Source organism: uncultured Gemella sp., from assembly GCF_963525875.1.
Classification (GTDB): Bacteria; Bacillota; Bacilli; order Staphylococcales; family Gemellaceae; genus Gemella.
Map to the genome: position 1 here is coordinate 24,967 of NZ_CAURMG010000012.1, position 22,127 is coordinate 47,093.

The window sequence follows — 22,127 nt, forward strand, 5'->3', positions numbered from 1 at the left end:
TTATTATTATACTACATATTTTGTTCTAACGCTATAATAAAGCGAAAAAAATAAAGAAAATAGGTATATTATCAAGATAAGTTAAAAAGAAATCTTTGAATTTTTTTATTATTTGTATTACAATTAAAAAAGTAATTATAAAAATAGGAGCACATTATGCCGGAGTTACCAGAGGTTGAAAATATAAAATTTGGATTAGAAGAAGTAGTTATAGACAAACAAATTCTAGATGTAAAATACTCAAATACTGTAAAAGAAAGCCATAAACTAAATAAAATGACAATTGTAAAGCAAGATATTTGTTGTTTTTCTGAGAATGTTAAAGGAAAAACAATAGAAAAATTATCACGTAGAGGGAAATATCTATATTTTACATTAAATGAGGGATATATAATTACACATTTTGGTATGACAGGAGCATTTTTTTTAGTTAAAGATATAGCAGAGATTACTAATAAGAACTATTTTAAACACCAACATGTAATTTTCGAATTGTCAACCGGAGAAAAACTAGTTTACAGTGATATTAGAAGATTTGGAGAGCTTAGATATATTGAAGATATAACGAAGTTTAAACCTTTTATTAATCTTGCTCCAGAACCTTTTGATAATACTGCAAAAAAATATTTTCTAGATAAATTAGCTGAAAACAAATATAAGGATCAACCTATAAAAGCGCTACTTCTAGAAGGAAACGTATTTTGTGGATGTGGTAACATTTATGATTGTGAAGTATTATATCGTCAAAAAGTTCATCCACTAACAAAGGCGAGTGAACTCTCAAAAAAGAAAAAGGAGAGTTTATTTAAAGAATTAGTAGATATTTTAGAGTTGGCAATAAAAGAGGGTGGATCTACAATCTCGGATTATGTTCATGCTGATGGTGGAGAAGGAAACATGCAAAATTTCCATCAGATTTATGGAAAGAAAGTTTGCCCGTTAGGTCATGATGTAGAAAATGTTACGATAAAAGGTCGTTCTAGTCATTTTTGTCCTATTTGTCAAAAAATAAAATAAAAAGGAGAATCAATGGAGAGCAAAATAGATTTTTTAAAGAAATATATAAGTATAATTATTGGATCATTAATTTTCGCAGCGGGGTTAGAATTTTTCTTAATTCCCAATAATATATTAGATGGAGGAGTAATTGGTGTATCAATTATTGCCCGTCACTACATAGGATTACCACTTGGGGTTTTCATTTTAATTTTTAATATTCCATTTCTGTATTTAGGATATAAGCAAATAGGTAGAGGCTTTTCTATAGCATCTATTTTTGGAATTATTATCTTATCTTTTGCAACATCTTATTTTCATAGTTTTCCTCCGCTAGTTACCGATCCATTCTTAGCGTGTATCTTCGGTGGTATAATACTTGGAATAGGGGTAGGATTAGTTATTAGAAATGGTGGAACACTAGACGGTAGTGAAATGTTTTCAATCTACGCTACTAAAAAGTTACCGATTTCTGTAGGGGAGATGGTTCTTGGAATAAATGTTGTGATTTTTATAGCTTCTGGATTTGTATTCACATGGGAAGCGGCGTTATATTCTATGATAAGTTATTTCGTTGCTTCTAAAGTGATGGATATAGTTATTGAGGGACTAAATGATTCTAAATCTGTAATGGTTATTACAAGCAACTATCAAGTAATAAGTCAAGAAATTCAAGATCGATTAGGTCGTGGGGTAACTTTATTACACGGAGAAGGTGGATATTCTGGACAAGAAACAAAAATCATCTTTTGTGTAATTACTCGTATTGAAGAATCAAAACTTAAAAAAATAGTCTTTAGAAATGATAAGAATGCCTTTTTATCAATTGGAACAGTTAGTGAAGTAAGTGGAGCTAACTTTAAGAAAAAAGATATACACTAATAAAATTTCCTTTGCGGTTTGTTCTGCAGAGGATTTTTTGTGATATAATTAGTATAAAGAGGTGGGAGTAATGGAAGAATTATATAATTATCTAATTAAAAGCGAGAAAGTTTATTTGTTAGAAAGAAGAAAAACAGTAAAGTGGTGGCATATACTATTAGACCTTGTTGGACTTCTATATTTAGCTGGAACATATGGAAAAGATAAGACCTATAATTGTTACTTAGTTAAGTTTGAAAATCATTGGGAAATACTAGTGTGTAAGAAAGGAAAAGCATTAGAAAAGATTATGCTTAAAGAGAAATTTGAATTAAAAAAGAATTTTCTTTGCGGAGGTTATAAGTATAAAGTTCACAATGAAATTACGCATGAAATATACAACTATTTGAAATATTCAAGCTAGCATGAGAAAAATTTGTTTAAATATGTTATAATAGACTGATGAATTTTTTAAAGGATAATAAAATGAAAATCAAAGAAATAATAGTAGTAGAAGGAAGAGATGATACAAATAGGGTCAAAGAAGCAATAGATTGTGATACATTTGAAACTAATGGTTCTGCTCTAACTAAGAAGAAAATAGAACGTTTAATCTTTCTAGAGAAAACAAGAGGATTAATAGTTCTAACCGATCCTGATTATGCCGGAAAAAGAATTAGAAGTATAATAGAAAAAAGTATCCCTACTGCTAAACATGCTTATATTTCAAATAAAAAAGCAGTAGATAGCAAAGGGAAAATTGGAATTGAGGCTGCGAGTAAAGAAGATATTATTGCGGCTATAAGAAATCATTATACACCGATGGATGAGGTGAAAAATGATATAAGTAATGAAATATTGATAGAGTTAGGTTTAGTAGGAGGCGCTACTTCAAAAGTTTTAAGAGAAGAACTTTGTGAAAGATTAAATATAGGTTATACTAATGCCAAACAATTACTAAACAAACTTAATATGTATAATATTTCTAAAGAACGTTTATTAGATGAGATGACAAAAATAAGTAAAGGAATAAAATAATGATAGGAACACCTAAGAAAACTTTTGAAATACTAAAAAAACACGGTTTTACATTTAAGAAAAGTCTAGGGCAAAACTTTTTAATAGATGCGAATATCTTAAATAGAATCGTTGATGGAGCTGGAGTAAATGAAAATGTAGGGGTAATAGAAATTGGACCTGGAATTGGTTCTCTTACAGAGGCATTAGCTAAGAAAGCTAAAAAAGTAATTTCATTTGAAATTGATGGTAGACTTTTACCGATTTTATCGGAGACACTTGCTGATTATCCTAATGTTGAGATTATAAATAATGACATCTTAAAAGTTGATGTTGATAAAATAATCGCTGAGAAGATGTCGGATTGTGAAAAAATTATGGTGGTAGCAAACTTACCGTACTACATTACCACGCCAATTTTAACTCACTTAATAGAAAATACTGAGAAAATTGATGGTTATGTAGTTATGATGCAAAAAGAAGTTGCTAATAGACTAAATGCTAAGGTAGGAACAAAAGATTATAATTCATTGACAATTCTATTGAATTACTATACTGATGTTGAATATTTATTTACTGTACCGAAAAAAGTATTCGTACCAGCACCGAATGTTGAAAGTGCAGTTGTGAAAATTATGACTAAGGAAAATCGTGAATTTGAAACTGATGCTAAATTCTTTAAATTTGTTCGTTCATGTTTTGTTCAACGAAGAAAAACACTATTAAATAACCTAATTTCAAGTTATGGTAAAGATAAAAAGCAAGATTTGCAAAATGCTTGTGTAGATAGTGATATTGAACCAGCTAGACGAAGTGAAACTTTAAGTTTAGTAGAATTCTACAATTTATATAATAATTTAATAAATAGCAGCTTAATCTAAGGGAAATAAGATGGAAGAACTAAAAACTATAATAACTGAGTTTCGAGAAAAAAGAGGTTGGGAAAAATATGATACTTTAGAAAGATTTTCTAAAAGTATCTCTATAGAAGCGGCAGAGCTATTAGAACATTTTCAATGGGACGAAAAAGGGGATAATATACAAGAGATAAAAGATGAGTTAGCGGATGTTTTAATTTATTCTTTAGCAATGTGTTATTATCTAAATGAGGATCCTAAAAAAATTATCGAAGAAAAGTTGATAGATGTTGCAAGACGATATCCAGAAAAATAAAATTAAAAGAGGAGTAACTCATAAATCGGGATTTCGTAGAAATCGATTTTTTGAGTCACTCCTCTTTTAAAGTTTTTAATATTACTATCGACTAGTTTTTGTTTTTAGTACAGGTATCTCTTTACCTTTGTAGAACATTGCATAAAGAACTGTGACACCGATTGTGATTACTGCACAAAGAATATAAATTCCGCTATAAGATAGGATTCCATGAACAGTACCTAGAGCATAAGGTCCAAATCCAAGACCAAGATCTAATCCTATAAAGTAAGTAGAAAGTGCGATACCTACTTTAGTAGAGTCAACAAGTTTTAGGCAAACAGCTTGACCATTTGACATGAATGTTCCGTAACCTAATCCAATTAATGCACCTGAGAATAATAACATAAAGCTACCGTTAGTAAAACTTAACATTAATAAGCCTAAAGTTAAAAATACAAAACTTGGATACATAACCGCATTTTCACCACGAGCATCAAATACACGCCCTGCGAACGGACGAGTAGCCGTGATAATAAGAGCGTAAACTACAAAAAAGAATGCTCCAGCTGTTGATAAATTTAAACTATCAGCATAAATAGATAAGAAGCCTAACACGCTAGAGTAAGCTAAACCGATTAAAAATGCTACTGTTGAAATAAATAGAACTCTATACTCGATAAAAGTATTTAGTGCCCAACTATTTAAAAGTTGTTTTTGTTTTTCATCTAATTCGATATTTTTAATAGGGAATAAGAAACAAGCAATTGTAACTGAAACAGATAATATGATTGCTAGTATGATAACGGCATTAAATCCTGTAATAGGAAGTAGTAACATACCGATAAATGGCCCGATTGCAGCAGCTAAACTTGTGCTTAATCCATAGTAGTTTATACCTTCACCATTGCGAGTTTTAGGTATATAAGTTGTAACGATTGCATTAGCAGCAGTAGAAATAGTTCCGTATGCAAAACCATTTAGAAAACGAACAGTGTCTAAAATAATAATGTTAGATGATATTAGGTAAGCTGAGGTTGTTATTAAATAGATTAAAGCTCCAAAACGTAAAATTTGTTTACGACCAACAATTTCTAATTTCTTACCGATATAAAGACGAGCGACAAGTGTTCCGATAATATAAATACCTGCGGCAAATCCTGCCTGAGCTGCAGTAGCTCCTAATTGAGATGTTGCAAATTTTGCTGTAATAACTACGAAACAATAATATATTAAAAATACAATAAAATTAATTGTAGTTATTGTGATAAATCCTTTGTTAAATAATTTTTCTTTTTCTATAGCAGAATGGTTATCCATAAATATTCTCCTAACTTAATTTTTAATAACATATATTTATCATACTCCTATGAAAACAGATTTTCAAGTGTAAATTTTCATGAAAATGATATATTTTCAAATTTATTTTCATTAAAATTGAGATTTTTAATAATACATATTTAAGCTATATATAACAGTAATATTTGAGGTTTTAAAGTTGAGATATTTATAGAAATCTTTATATTTAAATTATGAAAACGAATAATTTTCATAATTTTTAAAAGTAGCTATTTATATATTGGATAATTTTATAATACAGAAGGATAAGATGAAATGGTCTTAATATATTTTTAATAATTGTTTATATATAGCGAGGAATAAAGATATAACCGTTCAAAAAAAATATATTATTAACGAAATAAATAGATTTTTCATGGAATTGTCAGAATTTTATATATTTTTTTAAAAAGTATATTGACAATTTAAGAAACAGTTGGTATAATGTAATCAAGAATTAAACGTAAAGGAGAAAAGAGATTTATGAAACTGTATCAAGTTGACACGCTACAACTAAATATTCGTTGGCAAAGCCACTAGATACTGAGTCGATCTTGTTTCTTTTTAACATAGATACGGCTCTCAGACGAGAAGTAAGTATCTATGTGGATTATTTGTGATGGAAAAATCGAGACCACATAGAAATATCTAGGTGGCTTTTTATATTATTAAAATTATAGTTAAAGGACCACTAGATATTATGCTAGTGGTCTTTTTATATAGATACGCTTCTAAAATTTGATTACAAAAAATATTATTAAACATAAAGGAGATTATTAAAATGAAAGTAAATAAAATTTTTGTAGCATTCGCGGTATTATTAGTTTGTGTATTAGGTTATGGATTCTTCTCAAGTAAAAAAGGTGAAGAAACTAAAAAAGTTGATAATAAAGAAGTTAAAGTAGGAGTACTTCAACTACTTAGTCATCCGGCTCTTGACCAAATCTATAAAGGTTTAGAAGATGGACTTAAAAAAGAAGGATATGAAGTTGGTAAAAATTTAAAAATTGATCTTCAAAATGCTCAAGGTGATCAAAGTAACTTAGCAAGTATGGGTCAAAAATTAGTTACAGATAATAATGATATCTTAGTAGGTATTACAACACCAGCTACTTTATCACTATCAAATGCAACAAAAGATAAACCAATTATAATGGGTGGTATTACATATCCAGTTGAAGCAGGATTAATTAAAGCTGAAAATAAACCAGGAAATAACATTACTGGTGTTAGTGATAGAACTCCAATTAAACAACAACTTGAAATCATGAAAAAAGTATTACCTAATATGAAAAAAGTTGGTATTCTTTATACAGCTAGTGAAGATAACTCTGTGAAACAAGCTCAAGAAGCTGAAAAATTAGCTAAAGAATTAGGATTAGAAGTTAAAGTATCAACAGTAGCGAACACAAATGATATTCAACAAGTAACAGAAAGTCTTGCTTCACAAACTGATGCAATCTTCGTGCCAATCGATAATACAATTGCTAGTGCAATGGCGACAGTTGTAAAAGTTACTGATGCTAAGAAAATTCCAGTATTCCCATCTGCAGATACAATGGTAGCTGATGGAGGACTATTAGGACTAGGTGTTGACCAATATCAAATCGGTGTTGAAACTGCAAAAGTTGTAGCTAAAGTGTTAAAAGGTGCTGATACTAAAGATATGCCAATCGTTCTTGCTAATGAAGGTGTAATTTACCTAAATGAAGCAAAAGCAAAACAATTAGGAATTGAAATTCCAAAAGAGATTAAAGATAAAGCAAAAGTAGTAGATAAAAAATAATGAGAGTGACTCAAAAATCGTGATTTCGGAGAAATCGACTTTGTCGAGTCCCCCCGCAAAGTTTATGAATTATCATATACATTTTGTTGAAATTTAGGACTTTTGGGTCAGCCCCATTATAGGTAGTAAATAAAGTTAAAGGAGCGACTCATCAAATCAATAGAAAATAAATTATTGTTTATGAGTCGCTCTAAGTTATATAAACCTAATTAGAACAAATATAAAATAAAAGAGGTGCAAAATGGATTTATTTATTTCGGCGATTTCTCAGGGAATGCTGTGGGGAATATTGTCGCTTGGATTGTTTATAAGTTTTAGAGTGTTAAATATTGCAGATATGACTACAGAAGGAGCGTATCCTTTAGGAGCAGCTGTCTGTGTTATTTGTATCCACAATGGGATTAATCCAATAGTAGCTACCCTGATTTCTATAGTAGCAGGTATGTTAGCTGGGCTTGTTACAGGGTTCTTAATTACTGTTTGTAAAATCCCAAGTTTACTTGCAGGTATCTTGACGATGACTGCATTATTATCGGTTAACCTTAGAATTATGGGTAGACCAAATTTAAGTTTAATCAATAAAGATACAATTTTCAGTAAGATTCAAGGATTAAACTTACCAACTCATTATGATACTGTATTTGTTGGAATTATTCTTTCTGGATTAATTATTATCGCTATGTCTTTATTCTTCTCAACAGAATTAGGCCAGAGTTTAATTGCAACAGGAGATAATGAGAAAATGGCAACAGCATTAGGTATTTCTACAAAAACAATGACTATTTTAGGATTAATGCTTGCTAATGGAATTATTTCTTTAGCTGGTGCAATTTTAGCTCAAAATAATGGTTATTCAGATGTAAATAGCGGTATCGGGGTAATAGTAGTAGCTTTAGCAGCAATTATTATAGGAGAAGTAATCTTTAAAGACGTAACTTTTACTACAAGATTAATTTGTGTAATCTGTGGTGCTATAATTTATAGATTATTGTTAGTTGGAGTATTGAAATTAAATATTATTGGAGCTAATGACTTTAAACTAGTTTCAGCTTTAGTAATTGCTATTTTCTTAACTTTACCTCAATTAAAATTAAAAACTAAGAGAAAGGATGCGTAGAACATGTCATTTATAAAAATAAATAAAATAGATAAAACATTCTTTCCTGGAACTATTAGAGAGCAACATGCTTTAAAAAATGTTAGTCTTGAGATAAAAGATGGTGATTTTATTACTATTCTTGGAGGAAACGGAGCAGGGAAATCAACATTTCTTAACGCCTTAGCGGGTTCTTTCTCACTAGACGGTGGAGAAATTTTAATCGAGGGAAAAGATGTAAGTAATATAGTAGAACACAAAAGAGCGGGATTCATTAGTAGAGTTTTCCAAAATCCACTTGATGGAACAGCTCCTCGTATGACTGTAGCACAGAATATGTCTTTAGCGTTACGTCGTGGTAAAGTTAGAGGTTTCAAACCAGGGACTACGAAAGAAGATAGAAAGCTTTTTAAAGAATTATTGGCAACTTTAGATTTGGGGCTTGAAGATAGATTAGATAGTGAAATGGGTCTGTTGTCAGGAGGTCAACGTCAAGCTATTGCGCTTTTAATGGCGACTATGACTACTCCAAAACTTTTACTTCTTGACGAACACACTGCAGCATTAGATCCTAAAACACAGAAGAAAATAATGGAACTTACTCGTGAAAAAATAGAAGAGAAAAAGTTAACTGCTTTAATGATTACTCATAATATCCAAGATGCAGTTAAATACGGAAATAGAATAATAGTGTTGCACCGTGGAGAGTTAGTTCGAGATATTAGTAAAGATGAAAAAGAAAAACTAGATGCAAAAGTATTATATGAGTTACTTTACAACTTGGAAGAAAGTGAATAAAAGTAACAAAAGCGACTTAGATATGTGATTTTATAAATTACCACTTTAGGTCGTTTTTTCATTTTATATTCATTTATATAATATATACTGACTTTATTAATAAACGTTAATTTAAAATTCTATAGATTTGATAACTATTGTTTTACATTTATATGTGAATTGAGTAAAATATAGTAGAAATTTGGTATGAGGAGATTGTTATGAAGATTCTAGTTGTTGAAGATGAACGCGATTTAAATAGAATAATTACTAAACATTTAAAAAAGAATAATTATAGTGTAGACAGCTGTTTTGATGGTGAAGAAGCACTGGATTTTGTTAGCTATAGTGAGTATGATTTGATTATTACAGATATAATGATGCCAAATGTTGATGGTTATGAGTTTATAGCGAGACTTCGTGAAAGTAAAAATAATACACCAGTGATTATGTTAACTGCAAGAGATACTTTAGAAGATAAAATTGTTGGTCTTGATAGTGGAGCTGATGATTATATCGTAAAGCCGTTTGAATTTGATGAACTACTTGCTAGAATAAGAGTTTTAATGAGAAGGAATTATGGATTAGCAACTAATGTTATTCAAGTCGATGATGTTGTACTTGATATCTCTAAAAAGCAGGTTACTAGAAATGGTGAGAACATTGGATTAACTGGTAAAGAATATGAAGTATTAGAGTATCTTATGAAGAATAAAGAGAGTATTCTAAGTCGTGATCAAATTCTTAATCATGTTTGGGATTATGACTACGATGGAGCTTCTAATATAGTAGATGTTATTGTAAAAAATATTAGAAAAAAATTAGATAATGGAACAGATAAGACTATTATTTACACTAAAAGGGGGCTAGGATACTTTGTTAAATAAAATTAAGAAATTATCGATATTTCCATTTAGAAAAGTGTCTTTAACTTTTAAAATAACTCTATGGTATACGACATTTATAGTTTTACTGATAGGATCGCTGATAATAGGAACATTTGTTGTTAGTGACAGTGTTGTTGAAAAAAATAGTGAAAAGAAGTTGATAGAAGAGGTAGCTGAAATCTCAAGCGGATCTGATAAGTTTACCCCGTATGAAGATGGTGTCACGTTATCAGTCTATGATAAAGATGGAAATCTCATTGCAGGTTCTGTACCTAGAAATTTTAAAGTTAATGATTTTAGTCTTGGGGCTATTTCTGAATATAAAGATGTGAATCATAATAAATATTTATATTATGATTCGGAGACTAGTTCTGCTAGATTAGGGAATGGGAAATATGTGAGAGGTATAGTACAAATTACCAATAATATAAATGGTTGGATATTACCGTTAATTATTGGTGTGGGTAGTCCATTTGTCATTTTAGTTATAATGTATGGAGGATACTTGATAATAAGGAGTTCATTGAAACCTGTAAGAGATATGACCGAAATTGCGGATGCTATCGCAAAAAGTAATGATCTTAGTAAAAGAATCTCTATAGAAGATGGAGCTGATGAAGTTCACAAGTTAGGTAAAGTTTTTAATAAAATGTTAGAAACTCTAGAAAATTCATCGAAAAGAGAACGCCAATTCAGTTCGGATGTATCACATGAACTTCGTACGCCAATTTCTGTAATTATGGCAGAAAGTGAATATGGAGCTAAATATACCGATTCTATAGAAGAAGCAAAAGAATCGTTCTCTGCAATTGAAAGACAGAGTAAGAGAATGACATCTATGATCAATCAAATTTTAGAATTATCTAGACTAGATAGTCGTTTGGAAATACCAAAACAAACACTTCAATTATCTGATAAGATTAAACATACATTAGAAGACTATAAAATTTTATTCGATAATAAGAATATAAAGTTATCCATAAGTATAGAAGAAAATATCATAGTTCATGCAAATGAAGCTTTAATTATGCGTATGATAGATAATTTATTGTCAAATGCTTTAAAATACGCTAAAACGGAAGTTACGGTATGTTTAGCTAAAAGAAATAGAATAATTTTCGAAGTAGCTGATGATGGTATTGGAATAAGTGATGAAGAAAAAATAAATATATGGAATAGATTCTATAAAGTAGATAAATCACGAACAACAACAGAAGATAATTCGTCTGGACTAGGATTATCTATTACAAAAAAAATCGTAGAATTACATGATGGTAAGATAGCGATTATAGACAATAAACCTAATGGAGCTAGATTTGTTGTTAACTTATAAAAATAATGAGAGTGCACCTTTTAATTAAGAAGGTGTACTTTTTATTTATTTTTATAAAAATTCTCTAAAGTATTAACAATCTTCATTTAGCGTTCATAAAACGAAGATATAATAAAAATATCAAAAGAGAAGAACAAAAATGAAAATCTTCATTTAAGATTCATGAAACAAAGATATAATAAAAATGTCAAAAGAGAAGAACAAAAATGAAATCTTCATTTAAGATTCATAAAAGAAATATAAAATAAGAATATAAATAAAAAGAGGTAAATTAAAAATGACAAAAAATATAAATAACAACGAAATCGAAACTATTGAAGGAACTTATATTGAAACTATCGAAAACGATAACCAATATAATGAACAACCTAAAAAAACAAAAAGAAACTTTTTAAAACCATTAATTATCGGCGCTTTAGCTGTTGTAGTGACAGGTGGAGTTGGAGCTTATGCTTATGATAAATATGAGACTGCACAAAGAACTAAAATTCAAGATGCATACTATAATGTTAAGTTGAATACAGGAAATCAAACTAATTCAAATGACAATAATAGTGGAAATAATAGCTCAAATAATAGTACTCAGAATAATAATACACAACAAAATACTCAAAATGTAAAATCACAACAAGAAATCCGCTCAATTGTAGCAGAAGCAATATCAGTACCTGAACAAAATATTAACTTTATAAAAATCAAACCTAAATACGAGGATGATTATGCACCACAAAATAATGGAGTATCTTTATATGTTTATAAAGTTGAAGCAAAAGCTAACGGGTTAGAGTATGATGTAGTAGTAGATGCTGTATCAGGGAAAGTATTAAAAGTGAAAATTGATGACTAGAAAAAATAATATTTTAATCTTCATCTAAGATTCATAAAGGAAATGTATAATAAAAATATAAAGAAAAAAGAGGTAAGAGAAAAATGACAAAAAATATTAATAATAACGAAATCGAAACATTAGAAGGTACATATACAGAAACTATTAACAATAATAATCAATTTAACCAAGAACCAAAAAGACCGAAACGAAACTTTTTAAAACCATTAATTATTGGAGCGTTAGCTGTGATAGTGACAGGTAGCGTTGGAGCATATGCATATGACAAGTATGAAGAAGGGCAAAGAGCTAAAATTCAAGATGCTTATTCAAATGTCAAGATGAACGTAGGAACACAAATAAATCCAAATAACAATAATAACAACAATAATAGTGGTGACAGTAACTCAAATAATAATTCACAAGCTAATAATCAAAATTCAAATAATAATAATAACTCAGCCCCAGTTGCTCAAAACAACAATAACGTTCAACAAAATACACAAAATGCAAAATCTCCACAAGAAATACGTTCATTAGTAGCTGCTGCGATCTCAACACCAGAGCAAAATATCAATTTTGTAAAAATTAAACCAGACTATGAAGATGATTACGCACCTCAAAATAATGGAGTACCATTATACATCTATGAAGTAGAAGCACGTGCAAACGGATTAGAATATGATGTGAAAGTTGATGCTGTATCAGGTAAAATCTTAAAAGTAGAAATAGATAACTAATAAAAAATAAACTGATAATCTAGAAATAAAGACTAGGTTATCAGTTTTTTATATCTATAATAAATTAAATTGTTTGCTATTTTTTGTTGTTATAAATGTAGTATCCGATAAAAATAGCAATTGTTAAATATAGGTTAATATTAGGATTAGTGACGTAAAAGAGCATAGCCTTGTATGATAAGCGCATCAATAAGCCTTGGATAATAGATGGGGCAAAAAGCAAAATTAAGATTATAGAGTTATCCATTTTTCTTGCCAATAAAATAATAAACAATAATATAAGAAGAAGTAGGATAATAGCTATATATTTATTTATCACTACATTAAATACAATTGGGAATTGAATAGGATTAAAAAATATTAATAACGCTATTAACAATATGCAACTTGTAATAATTGTACTTTTGGTGCGTTCATTAAGTGTGCTTTTACCAGTGTATGTGAAAATGTAATTTAAGTAAGAAACGCCGAATACTAATATTCCTATTAAAAATGCTTCTAGTAAATTTAATGTAGTAAATGGATTAGCGATAATAGGAGCTAAGTAAAAAAGTATGTAAATACCTGTGGCTATAATTAAATTTCGTTTTAAAGTTGTCATTTTCTCTCCTTTTTTATTTTAGTAATGCTGTTAAAAAATAACCTAAAAAAGAAAATACTATTATAATAAGTATTAGCACTAGTGCGCTAGAGTTAAAAATAAAAAATAGCGGCAGTGCTAGGATACTGCTAAGTAACGGTGTGAATACTGTTCTTTCCATAAAATAAGAAATTAGTACTGTTATTGAAAATGAAAAGAAACCATACGCTAATATTAGAATAAAACCAGCTTTGTCAGTCGTTCCGTTATAAAATTTTAAAAAAGCCAGTGGTAGAACGTAGTAAAAAATACTAGTTAATAAAAATGTCCCTAAAAAGATTCTTTTGTTCATGTTAATGTCTCCATATATTGTTTTTATTATTGTAATATTTTCTATCAATGAAGTCTAGTAATATAGTAAAATTAATAAAAAAATATTTTCTTGAATGGAGTAAAATATTTTTGGATATCCCTTGTTAAAATGAAATAATTAGAGTAAAATAAATATAATAACATTACAAAGGAGAACTATAATTATGTCAAAAGTTCATGTATTTGATCATCCATTGATCCAACATAAATTATCTTTTATAAGAGATAAAAGAACAGGTTCTAAAGACTTTAGACAACTTACTAATGAAGTAGGATCTTTAATGGCTTATGAAATCACTCGTGACCTTCCATTGGAGGATGTAGAAGTAGAAACACCAATCCAAACAACTACTTGTAAACGTCTTTCAGGTAAAAAGATAGTATTTGTTCCAATTCTACGTGCAGGATTAGGAATGGTTGATGGATTAATGAATCTAATTCCATCAGCAAGAGTAGGACACGTAGGATTATATCGTGATCCAGAAACTCTTCAACCACATGAGTATTTTGTTAAAATACCGAGCAATCCAGAAGAACGTCATTTCATCGTTGTTGATCCGATGTTGGCAACAGGAGGTTCTGCCATTGCTGCAATAAATTCATTAAAACAACGTGGAGTTACGGATATTAAATTTATGTGTCTTATAGCTGCACCAGAAGGTGTAGAAGCGTTACATAAAGCTCACCCAGATGTAGATATTTTTATAGCTGGATTAGACGAAAAATTAAATGATCATGGATACATTGTACCAGGATTAGGAGATGCTGGAGATAGAATCTTCGGAACGAAATAATAATTAATTCTTTTTTATGAATTTATATAAAATTTAAGAAATCGCTAGCAAATATTATAAAATCATATTATAATATGATTATGTATTTCTAATTTTTTATATTACAACAGACTTAGAAATATAAAAGATACTTTAAGAAAAGAGGTGAGGGGAATATATGGAAAAACACACATATCTTATTACCAAATTATTTGGCTATGATATAACGGTTAATATTCCTAGTGTAATCACAACTTTAATAACAGTATTACTTACCTTTGTTATTGTGATGTTTCTAACTAGTAGAATAAAATTAAGACCAGATAGTAAACGTCAAAATGCGGTTGAATTACTTGCGTATTTCGTTAGTGATAATGTCATCAAAGGTAATGTTAACTGGAAAAAATATGGTAAAGGATTATGGGCGACAGCTCTAACAATTATTTCACTTGTTGCAGTAGCGAATACTATTGGTGTATTAATAGAGGTTAGTTATGATGAAGTAATCTATGTAAACTCTGTAACTGCGGATCCAACATTTACTTTCTCTCTTGCATTATTGATTATTGTATTTACTCATTTTGCAGGAATTAAGTATAAAGGAGTTAAACACTATTTTGGTACATATACTTCTTCAGGTATTGGTATTACACCATTCAAGGTTATTGAAGAATTCACAAACTTGATGACTTTTTCAATGCGTTTATTCGGTAATATCTATGCAGGTGAAATATTATTAGCACTATTAGCAACTCTTACAACAGTAGGATTCTTTGGTGCAATAGCTGGTATGGTAGGATTAGTGGTATGGAAAGGATTCTCTCTATTTATAGGATTTATCCAAGCATATATCTTTACTGTCTTAACATTTATTTATTTATCACATAAAATTAGTGATGAACATTAATCTTTTTAATTGCACTATATGTGCAAAAATCTAATAATTAATAAAATTCATTTATTATCCAAGGAGGAAAATATAATTATGGTAGAATTAATTGGAGCAGGTTTAGCAGCAGGATTAGCAGCAGTTGGTGCTGGTATCGGTAACGGATTTTTATTCGGTAAATTTATCGAAGGTGTATCTCGTCAACCAGAATTAGAGTCAAGATTAAAATCAAATGCTTTCGTATTATTCGCACTTGTTGAAGCGGTACCTATCTTAGCAATAGTTATCTCATTCATCATTTTAGCAAAATAGTTAATTTTAGTATTAAAACAAAATAACTAAGAAGAATAGGAGCAGTTAGTAAATGGAAAATTTAGTATTTTTAGCTACTGAACACTCTTCTCATCAAGGTTTTAATCTGGGAAATATGGTTATTAATATTGTAGCTGTATTGATCTTATTAGTATTACTGAAAAAATTTGCTTGGGATAAACTTATTGATATGTTAGATGAGCGTCAAAGATTAGTTGAAGGTCAACTTGATGATGCCGCTAAAAATCAAAAAGAAGCATTAGTTTTACTTGAAGAAAATCAAGAAAAATTAAGAAATGCTCAAAAAGAAATCAAAGTTATGATGGAAGATGCTCGTGAACAATCTAAGGTTGAAAAACAAGCTATTCTTGAAGAAGCTCGTAAACAAGCAGAACAATTAAAAGTAAATGCTCAAAGAGATATTGAGGATGAGAAGAAAAGAGCACTTGAAGAAATCAACAAACAAATTGCTGAACTATCAGTGCTTGTAGCTTCGAAAATTTTAGAAAAAGAATTAGATGGCTCAACACAAAGTGAATATGTTGATAAAGTCATCAAAGAGGTAGGGGTGAAATAATGAGTAAGTCAGTATTAGCTAATAAAATTGGATATTCATTATTTGAAGTTGCGAAAGAAAATAACTCTTTAGAACAAGTTTCTTATGAGTTAAATGAAGTTGCAAAAGTCGTTAATGAATCTTCAGATTTTGTTACATTGATGAACAACCCTAATATAGAAAAAATTAAAAAAATTAATTTGATTGATGCTTCATTTACAGGTGTTAATAAATATGTTGTAAATGTAGTGAAAATCTTAGCAGGTAATCTGCAAATCTCATTAATAAATTTTGTTTTAGAGCAATTTACAGAATTGTTTAATAAACATTCAAATAGCGTTGTTGTGAAAGTTGAATCAGCTTCGCCACTAACTGACGTACAGTTAGAAAATCTAAAAGAAAAACTTAAAAATGAGTTACAACTAGAAAAAGTAGAACTTAATAATTTTGTAGATGAAAGTCTTCTTGGTGGATTAAAACTTACTTATAATAATAAAGTAGTTGACGCTAGTATTAAGGCAAAATTAAATGCTATAAAATCAAAAATTTCTACAATCTAGAAGAAGTTGAAACAAGGAGGGACATAAATGGCTATTAAAGCTGAAGAAATTAGTTCATTACTAAAATCACAAATAGAAAATTATCAGTTTGAAGTTAAGTCAACAGATGTCGGTACAGTTATAGAAGTAGGGGACGGTATTGCTCGTGTATACGGTCTTAATGAAATAATGAGTGGTGAGCTTGTAGAGTTCACTAAAACAGGGGTTATGGGTCTTGCCCAAAACCTTGAAGACACAAATGTTGGTATCGTAATCTTAGGTCCAACAACTGATATCAAAGAAGGAGACGAAGTTCGTCGTACAGGTCGTGTTATGGACGTACCTGTTGGTGAAGAACTTATCGGGCGTGTAGTAGATCCATTAGGACAACCAGTTGATGGTCGTGGACCAGTAAATACTACAAAACGTCGTCCAATTGAATCTCCAGCTGTTGGGGTTATGGGACGTAAATCAGTATCAGTTCCATTCCAAACAGGTATCAAGGCAATTGATGCATTAGTACCAATCGGACGTGGACAACGTGAGCTTATTATCGGAGATAGACAAACAGGTAAAACTGCAGTAGCTATCGACTCAATTTTAGCTCAAAAAGGACAAGATGTTATTTGTATCTATGTTGCTATCGGACAAAAAGAATCTACAGTACGTAGTGTTGTAGAAACTCTTAAAGAACACGGTGCATTAGATTACACTATTGTAGTAACAGCGTCAGCATCTCAACCAGCACCACTTCTATACATTGCACCTTATGCTGGGGTTGCTATGGCAGAAGAGTTCATGTTTAATGGTAAAGATGTAGTAATCGTGTATGATGACTTATCAAAACAAGCAGCAGCTTACCGTGAGTTATCATTACTATTAAAACGACCACCAGGTCGTGAAGCATATCCAGGGGACGTATTCTACTTACACTCACGTCTTCTTGAACGTGCAGCTCGTGTAAATGAAGATTTTGGTGGAGGAAGTATCACTGCGCTACCATTCGTAGAAACACAAGCAGGTGACATTTCTGCATATATTCCAACAAACGTAATTTCAATTACAGATGGTCAAATCTTCTTACAATCAGATTTATTCTTCTCAGGTATTAGACCAGCAATTAACGCCGGACTTTCAGTATCTAGGGTAGGAGGATCTGCACAAATTAAAGCAATGAAAAAAGTATCAGGAACACTACGTCTGGACTTAGCATCTTACCGAGAGTTAGAAAGCTTTGCTCAATTCGGTTCTGATCTAGATCCAGCAACTCGTGAAAAACTAGAACGTGGTAAACGTACAGTTGAAGTTTTAAAACAAGACTTACATAAACCAATTCCAGTAGAAAAACAAGTTATGATTCTTTATGCTTTAACTCATGGATTCTTAGATGATGTAGAAGTTAAAGATATTCACAGATTTGAACAAGAATTATATGCATACTTAGATGCTCATGAAAATGAAGCAGTTAAGCATATTATTGAAACAAAAGACTTACCATCAACAGAAGTTATGGATGGAGTAATCGCTGCATTCAAAAAAACTTTTGCCTAAGATGATAAGTAGTAGAGTAAAGGTGGTGAACTAATTGGCGTCACTAAGAGATATTAAAAACAAAATCAATTCTACGAAAAAAACTAGTCATATTACAAAAGCAATGGAGATGGTTTCAACATCGAAACTATTAAAAGCACAATCAAACGCACAGAGATTTAATCCATATATGCAAAAAATGCAAGAGGTAATGGGGACAATTTTTGGTAAAGGTGCTAATATTAAACACCCTATGTTAGAAAAAAGAGAAGCTAAGAAAACTCTTTATGTTGTAATTACTAGTGATAGTGGTTTATGTGGAGGATTCAACTCGAACGTTATTAGAAATTTTGTTAATACTGTTAAAGAAAGACATAATAATGAAGGGTATGGTATCGTAGCTATAGGAAACTATGGTGCTGAATTCTTTAGAAAAAATGGCTATAATGTAGTTGATAGTTACAGAGATATACCAGATGAGCCAAGTTTCACTCAGGTTAAAGAAATTACTAATAAAGTGGTAGGTTACTTTATCGATAAAGAATATGATGAAATATACATACACTTCAATCATTTTGTTAGTATGATTCAACAGGTTGTAACTGAAAGTAAAGTTCTACCTATTGAAAACACAGATCAATTTACAAATTCTAATGATCAAATTACTGGTGTATATGAATTTGAACCTGGTGAGGCAGCAGTACTAGATGTAATACTACCGCAATATGCTGAAAGTATGATTTATGGAAGTATATTAGATAGTAAAGCTAGTGAACATTCTGCAAGAAAAACAGCAATGAAAAATTCAACTGATAATGCAGGAAATATTATTGATACACTTACGATTAAATATAATCGTGCAAGACAAGCCGCTATTACACAAGAAATCACAGAGATTGTAAGTGGAGCAGCAGCAACAAAATAGTAATGAGAAAGGAGAAGCTATTAAGTTAGCATACAACATATGAATAAAGGTTATATTCTCCAAGTTATGGGACCTGTAGTAGATGTTAAATTCGAATCAGGGCATATGCCAAATCTATTAAACGCTTTAGAAGTTTATATAGAAAAAGGCGATGGGAAAAAAGAAAAATTAATTCTTGAAGTTTCTCTAGAAGTAGGTGATAATGTAGTTAGAACAATCGCTATGTCATCTACAGATGGATTAAATAGGGGAGCAGAAGTAGTAGATACAGGAGCACCGATTACAGTTCCTGTAGGTAACTACACATTAGGTCGTGTGTTCAACGTTCTAGGTGAAGCAGTTGACCACGGAGCAGAAGCAGGAGAAGAAGTTCAAAAAGAATCAATTCACAAAGAAGCTCCTACTTTTGATGAATTATCAACACACGTTGAAGTTTTAGAAACAGGTATTAAAGTTATTGACTTACTAGCACCATATATTAAAGGTGGTAAAATCGGTCTTTTCGGTGGTGCGGGAGTTGGTAAAACAGTTCTTATTCAAGAGCTTATCAATAACGTTGCACAACAACACGGTGGTCTTTCAGTATTCACAGGTGTAGGTGAACGTACTCGTGAAGGAAATGACTTATACTATGAAATGAAAGATTCTGGTGTTATTAACAAAACAGCCATGGTATTCGGGCAAATGAACGAACCACCAGGAGCTCGTATGCGTGTAGCATTAACAGGATTAACTATGGCGGAATACTTCCGTGATGAAGAAGGACAAGACGTACTTCTATTCATCGACAACATTTTCCGTTTTACACAAGCAGGATCTGAGGTTTCTGCGTTATTAGGACGTATGCCTTCAGCCGTTGGTTACCAACCAACACTTGCTACAGAGATGGGACGTTTACAAGAACGTATCACATCAACTAAGAAAGGTTCTGTAACATCTATTCAAGCGATTTATGTACCAGCCGATGACTATACTGACCCGGCACCAGCTACAACATTCGCCCACTTAGATGCGACAACAAACCTTGAACGTGCGTTAACAGAGATGGGTATCTATCCAGCTGTTGACCCTCTAGCTTCTACATCAAGAGCATTAGCTCCTGAAATCGTAGGAGAAGAACACTACCAAGTAGCGACAACAATTCAAAGAACACTTCAAAAATATCGTGAATTACAAGATATTATTGCCATCTTAGGTATGGATGAATTAAGTGATGAAGATAAGAAAACAGTTGATAGAGCACGTCGTGTACAATTCTTCTTATCTCAAAACTTCCACGTTGCAGAGCAATTCACAGGTCAACCTGGATCATATGTTCCAGTATCTGAATCTGTTCAAGCATTCAAAGGAATACTAGAAGGTAAATACGACCACATTCCAGAAGATTGCTTCCGTCTTGTAGGTGGAATTGAAGATGTATTAGAAAAAGCTCGCAAACTAGGAGTAGAAGTATAATACAAATAGGAGGTAAATAAATGAATACTTTAAGTGTAAGCATTGTTACTCCTAATGGAGAAGCTTATAGTGCTAAAGAAGCTTCTATGGTTGTATTGGGAACTACTAGTGGACAAGTTGGGATAATGGCAAACCATGTTCCTATGGTAGCGTCATTAAAAATTGGTCCGTTAAAAGTGATTTTTCCTGATGGACGAGAAGAATTTCTAGCTGTAAGTGAAGGATTTGTGGAAACACATAAAGGCGAAGTAACTATTATAGTTCAAACAGCAGAATTAGACAAAGATATTGACGTTGAACGTGCCCAAAGAGCATTAGAACGTGCAGAAGAGCGTCTTGCTAAAAAAGAAGATGGTCTTGATGTAAGACGTGCAGAACTAGCTTTAGCTAAAGCTTGTGCCCGTCTGAAAGTATCTGGTAAGTAAAATAAGAAAAGATATGAATTGAATCTATTTGACTTTAAAAGTCAAGATTATAATAGCGTAGCAGTCATAAAGACAGTTACGCTATTTATTTTGATTTAAATATATATTCCCGTTAGTTTTTAGATGTTTGCTATTTTTATTAAAGTCAAGAGTAAAATCAATATATATTAATATATTATTCTTTTTATGTAATATACTTACCAATAAGATAACTATTTAAATAAAAAAATATTTCACACCTGTTTTTTAAAGTATATTTTAAGTAAAATTTTAACTATATTTAAGGTAAGTAGAAAAGGTTTTAAAGTTGTATTTTATGGTTTTTTAAAATATATTAATTGATAAAAAATAATAAATTTGATATAATATGAAGGAAATATTTTATAATTCACATTAACTAAAATAATATAATAATAATTAGGTGATAAATGTAATGTGTAAATAATTGTTATTATAGAAAGGAACATGTAATCATATGGAAAGAAAGGAAATATTTTCGATAAAAAAATTAAAAGTTGGTGCAGCGTCAGTTTTAATAGGTACTGGTATTGTATTTTTAGGTAGTGAAGCATCTGTAGTTTTAGCTAATGAGTCTGTTGTTGAAACTACTGTCAATAGAACAAATAGTGACGATGTGGATGATAATTCTGTAAGCCCCAAAAATATTCTTAATAGTGATAAAACGGGGGTAAATTCTAGTACAACACCCCAACAAGTGGATACTAATTCTATAAAACCTACTGAAAATAATAGTAATTCATCTAATGTTGATACTACAAGTGAAGTTAGTGGTTTAGAAAATAAACCTAATATTGTAGATAAAAAAGATATGGATATTGTTACTAATAAAAATAGGAAGAAAATTAGTAAACGATCTAAAAGAGAATTAACAGATTCGGAAACAATTGATTATAGTGGTGCTAAGATATCTGGACGATTAAATGACGGAAAAACACAATATG

Annotated in this window: 26 protein-coding genes; 23 read left to right on the plus strand and 3 right to left on the minus strand. The window is 30.6% G+C overall.

Features of this window, described 5'->3' with window-relative positions; all coding sequences use genetic code 11:
- Positions 1-156 precede the first annotated feature (156 nt).
- From mutM to RWQ73_RS03555, 6 genes are all read left to right on the plus strand, one after another.
- Positions 157-1,017 (plus strand): bifunctional DNA-formamidopyrimidine glycosylase/DNA-(apurinic or apyrimidinic site) lyase, encoded by an 861-nt coding sequence (gene mutM, locus RWQ73_RS03530; RefSeq protein ID WP_314406725.1) that lies wholly within the window; start codon positions 157-159, stop codon positions 1,015-1,017.
- A 12-nt stretch (positions 1,018-1,029) separates the two neighbouring features.
- Complete coding sequence (locus RWQ73_RS03535; RefSeq protein WP_314406726.1) at positions 1,030-1,878, plus strand: YitT family protein; 849 nt, start codon at positions 1,030-1,032, stop codon at positions 1,876-1,878.
- Positions 1,879-1,948: 70 nt separating this feature from the next.
- Positions 1,949-2,281, plus strand: a complete 333-nt coding sequence (locus RWQ73_RS03540) for a hypothetical protein (protein WP_314406727.1) — start codon at positions 1,949-1,951, stop codon at positions 2,279-2,281.
- A 62-nt stretch (positions 2,282-2,343) separates the two neighbouring features.
- The gene (rnmV, locus tag RWQ73_RS03545; RefSeq protein ID WP_314406728.1) at positions 2,344-2,895 is read left to right on the plus strand and encodes a ribonuclease M5; all 552 of its coding nucleotides are present in this window, start codon (positions 2,344-2,346) and stop codon (positions 2,893-2,895) included.
- A complete protein-coding gene (gene rsmA, locus RWQ73_RS03550) occupies positions 2,895-3,755 on the plus strand; it encodes a 16S rRNA (adenine(1518)-N(6)/adenine(1519)-N(6))-dimethyltransferase RsmA (RefSeq protein WP_314406729.1) in 861 nt (286 codons plus the stop codon). Before rnmV ends, rsmA begins: the two co-directional genes overlap by 1 nt.
- A gap of 10 nt (positions 3,756-3,765) precedes the next feature.
- Positions 3,766-4,047 carry a MazG-like family protein gene (locus RWQ73_RS03555; RefSeq protein WP_314406730.1) on the plus strand — a complete coding sequence of 94 codons (282 nt, stop codon included), beginning with the start codon at positions 3,766-3,768 and terminating at the stop codon, positions 4,045-4,047.
- Between the two features lie 84 nt (positions 4,048-4,131).
- Here RWQ73_RS03555 and RWQ73_RS03560 read toward each other — a convergent pair whose 3' ends face one another.
- Positions 4,132-5,346, minus strand: a complete 1,215-nt coding sequence (locus tag RWQ73_RS03560) for an MFS transporter (protein WP_314406731.1) — start codon at positions 5,344-5,346, stop codon at positions 4,132-4,134.
- A gap of 799 nt (positions 5,347-6,145) precedes the next feature.
- Between RWQ73_RS03560 and trpX the strand changes: the two genes are divergently transcribed.
- The 7 genes from trpX (at position 6,146) to RWQ73_RS03595 (ending at position 12,809) form a co-directional block, all read left to right on the plus strand.
- Positions 6,146-7,150, plus strand: a complete 1,005-nt coding sequence (trpX, locus tag RWQ73_RS03565; RefSeq protein WP_314160634.1) for a tryptophan ABC transporter substrate-binding protein — start codon at positions 6,146-6,148, stop codon at positions 7,148-7,150.
- Positions 7,151-7,391: 241 nt separating this feature from the next.
- On the plus strand, positions 7,392-8,267 hold the full coding sequence (locus tag RWQ73_RS03570) for an ABC transporter permease subunit (RefSeq protein WP_314406732.1): 876 nt from the start codon (positions 7,392-7,394) through the stop codon (positions 8,265-8,267).
- Positions 8,268-8,270: 3 nt separating this feature from the next.
- Positions 8,271-9,044, plus strand: coding sequence for an ATP-binding cassette domain-containing protein (locus RWQ73_RS03575; protein WP_314406733.1), 774 nt, complete (start codon positions 8,271-8,273; stop codon positions 9,042-9,044).
- Positions 9,045-9,244: 200 nt separating this feature from the next.
- Entirely contained in the window at positions 9,245-9,910 is a 666-nt protein-coding gene (locus RWQ73_RS03580; protein ID WP_314406734.1) for a response regulator transcription factor, read from the plus strand.
- Complete coding sequence (locus RWQ73_RS03585; protein ID WP_314406735.1) at positions 9,900-11,243, plus strand: HAMP domain-containing sensor histidine kinase; 1,344 nt, start codon at positions 9,900-9,902, stop codon at positions 11,241-11,243. The genes RWQ73_RS03580 and RWQ73_RS03585 overlap by 11 nt, the downstream gene beginning before the upstream one ends.
- A gap of 277 nt (positions 11,244-11,520) precedes the next feature.
- Complete coding sequence (locus RWQ73_RS03590; protein WP_314406736.1) at positions 11,521-12,090, plus strand: PepSY domain-containing protein; 570 nt, start codon at positions 11,521-11,523, stop codon at positions 12,088-12,090.
- A gap of 83 nt (positions 12,091-12,173) precedes the next feature.
- Positions 12,174-12,809 (plus strand): PepSY domain-containing protein, encoded by a 636-nt coding sequence (locus RWQ73_RS03595; protein ID WP_314406737.1) that lies wholly within the window; start codon positions 12,174-12,176, stop codon positions 12,807-12,809.
- A gap of 76 nt (positions 12,810-12,885) precedes the next feature.
- Here the strand turns inward: RWQ73_RS03595 and RWQ73_RS03600 are convergent, their stop codons facing one another.
- Both RWQ73_RS03600 and RWQ73_RS03605 read right to left on the minus strand, forming a co-directional pair.
- Entirely contained in the window at positions 12,886-13,410 is a 525-nt protein-coding gene (locus RWQ73_RS03600) for a hypothetical protein (protein WP_314406738.1), read from the minus strand.
- A 13-nt stretch (positions 13,411-13,423) separates the two neighbouring features.
- A complete protein-coding gene (locus RWQ73_RS03605; RefSeq protein ID WP_314406739.1) occupies positions 13,424-13,741 on the minus strand; it encodes a hypothetical protein in 318 nt (105 codons plus the stop codon).
- Positions 13,742-13,925: 184 nt separating this feature from the next.
- Here RWQ73_RS03605 and upp point away from each other — a divergent pair, with 184 nt between their 5' ends.
- The 10 genes from upp to RWQ73_RS03655 all read left to right on the plus strand — a co-directional run.
- On the plus strand, positions 13,926-14,555 hold the full coding sequence (gene upp / locus RWQ73_RS03610) for a uracil phosphoribosyltransferase (RefSeq protein ID WP_314406740.1): 630 nt from the start codon (positions 13,926-13,928) through the stop codon (positions 14,553-14,555).
- 157 nt (positions 14,556-14,712) lie between these two features.
- A complete protein-coding gene (gene atpB, locus RWQ73_RS03615) occupies positions 14,713-15,441 on the plus strand; it encodes a F0F1 ATP synthase subunit A (protein ID WP_314406741.1) in 729 nt (242 codons plus the stop codon).
- Between the two features lie 78 nt (positions 15,442-15,519).
- Positions 15,520-15,735 carry a F0F1 ATP synthase subunit C gene (atpE, locus tag RWQ73_RS03620; protein WP_006363497.1) on the plus strand — a complete coding sequence of 72 codons (216 nt, stop codon included), beginning with the start codon at positions 15,520-15,522 and terminating at the stop codon, positions 15,733-15,735.
- A 52-nt stretch (positions 15,736-15,787) separates the two neighbouring features.
- Complete coding sequence (gene atpF / locus RWQ73_RS03625) at positions 15,788-16,312, plus strand: F0F1 ATP synthase subunit B (protein WP_314406742.1); 525 nt, start codon at positions 15,788-15,790, stop codon at positions 16,310-16,312.
- A complete protein-coding gene (gene atpH / locus RWQ73_RS03630; protein WP_314406743.1) occupies positions 16,312-16,851 on the plus strand; it encodes an ATP synthase F1 subunit delta in 540 nt (179 codons plus the stop codon). Before atpF ends, atpH begins: the two co-directional genes overlap by 1 nt.
- A gap of 27 nt (positions 16,852-16,878) precedes the next feature.
- The gene (gene atpA / locus RWQ73_RS03635) at positions 16,879-18,381 is read left to right on the plus strand and encodes a F0F1 ATP synthase subunit alpha (RefSeq protein ID WP_314406744.1); all 1,503 of its coding nucleotides are present in this window, start codon (positions 16,879-16,881) and stop codon (positions 18,379-18,381) included.
- A 34-nt stretch (positions 18,382-18,415) separates the two neighbouring features.
- Positions 18,416-19,285, plus strand: coding sequence for an ATP synthase F1 subunit gamma (gene atpG / locus RWQ73_RS03640; RefSeq protein WP_314406745.1), 870 nt, complete (start codon positions 18,416-18,418; stop codon positions 19,283-19,285).
- Between the two features lie 39 nt (positions 19,286-19,324).
- Complete coding sequence (gene atpD, locus RWQ73_RS03645) at positions 19,325-20,740, plus strand: F0F1 ATP synthase subunit beta (RefSeq protein WP_314406746.1); 1,416 nt, start codon at positions 19,325-19,327, stop codon at positions 20,738-20,740.
- Positions 20,741-20,760: 20 nt separating this feature from the next.
- Positions 20,761-21,165 carry a F0F1 ATP synthase subunit epsilon gene (locus RWQ73_RS03650; protein ID WP_314406747.1) on the plus strand — a complete coding sequence of 135 codons (405 nt, stop codon included), beginning with the start codon at positions 20,761-20,763 and terminating at the stop codon, positions 21,163-21,165.
- Positions 21,166-21,640: 475 nt separating this feature from the next.
- A partial coding sequence (locus RWQ73_RS03655) for a YSIRK-type signal peptide-containing protein (protein ID WP_314406748.1) occupies positions 21,641-22,127 on the plus strand: 487 nt, incomplete at its 3' end.

Coding starts and splice junctions, on each gene's coding strand:
- mutM (WP_314406725.1), top strand. CDS start 157: ATGCCGGAGTTACCAGAGGTTGAAAATATAAAATTTGGATTAGAAGAA.
- RWQ73_RS03535 (WP_314406726.1), top strand. CDS start 1,030: ATGGAGAGCAAAATAGATTTTTTAAAGAAATATATAAGTATAATTATT.
- RWQ73_RS03540 (WP_314406727.1), top strand. CDS start 1,949: ATGGAAGAATTATATAATTATCTAATTAAAAGCGAGAAAGTTTATTTG.
- rnmV (WP_314406728.1), top strand. CDS start 2,344: ATGAAAATCAAAGAAATAATAGTAGTAGAAGGAAGAGATGATACAAAT.
- rsmA (WP_314406729.1), top strand. CDS start 2,895: ATGATAGGAACACCTAAGAAAACTTTTGAAATACTAAAAAAACACGGT.
- RWQ73_RS03555 (WP_314406730.1), top strand. CDS start 3,766: ATGGAAGAACTAAAAACTATAATAACTGAGTTTCGAGAAAAAAGAGGT.
- RWQ73_RS03560 (WP_314406731.1), bottom strand. CDS start 5,346: ATGGATAACCATTCTGCTATAGAAAAAGAAAAATTATTTAACAAAGGA.
- trpX (WP_314160634.1), top strand. CDS start 6,146: ATGAAAGTAAATAAAATTTTTGTAGCATTCGCGGTATTATTAGTTTGT.
- RWQ73_RS03570 (WP_314406732.1), top strand. CDS start 7,392: ATGGATTTATTTATTTCGGCGATTTCTCAGGGAATGCTGTGGGGAATA.
- RWQ73_RS03575 (WP_314406733.1), top strand. CDS start 8,271: ATGTCATTTATAAAAATAAATAAAATAGATAAAACATTCTTTCCTGGA.
- RWQ73_RS03580 (WP_314406734.1), top strand. CDS start 9,245: ATGAAGATTCTAGTTGTTGAAGATGAACGCGATTTAAATAGAATAATT.
- RWQ73_RS03590 (WP_314406736.1), top strand. CDS start 11,521: ATGACAAAAAATATAAATAACAACGAAATCGAAACTATTGAAGGAACT.
- RWQ73_RS03595 (WP_314406737.1), top strand. CDS start 12,174: ATGACAAAAAATATTAATAATAACGAAATCGAAACATTAGAAGGTACA.
- RWQ73_RS03600 (WP_314406738.1), bottom strand. CDS start 13,410: ATGACAACTTTAAAACGAAATTTAATTATAGCCACAGGTATTTACATA.
- RWQ73_RS03605 (WP_314406739.1), bottom strand. CDS start 13,741: ATGAACAAAAGAATCTTTTTAGGGACATTTTTATTAACTAGTATTTTT.
- upp (WP_314406740.1), top strand. CDS start 13,926: ATGTCAAAAGTTCATGTATTTGATCATCCATTGATCCAACATAAATTA.
- atpB (WP_314406741.1), top strand. CDS start 14,713: ATGGAAAAACACACATATCTTATTACCAAATTATTTGGCTATGATATA.
- atpE (WP_006363497.1), top strand. CDS start 15,520: ATGGTAGAATTAATTGGAGCAGGTTTAGCAGCAGGATTAGCAGCAGTT.
- atpF (WP_314406742.1), top strand. CDS start 15,788: ATGGAAAATTTAGTATTTTTAGCTACTGAACACTCTTCTCATCAAGGT.
- atpH (WP_314406743.1), top strand. CDS start 16,312: ATGAGTAAGTCAGTATTAGCTAATAAAATTGGATATTCATTATTTGAA.
- atpA (WP_314406744.1), top strand. CDS start 16,879: ATGGCTATTAAAGCTGAAGAAATTAGTTCATTACTAAAATCACAAATA.
- atpD (WP_314406746.1), top strand. CDS start 19,325: ATGAATAAAGGTTATATTCTCCAAGTTATGGGACCTGTAGTAGATGTT.
- RWQ73_RS03650 (WP_314406747.1), top strand. CDS start 20,761: ATGAATACTTTAAGTGTAAGCATTGTTACTCCTAATGGAGAAGCTTAT.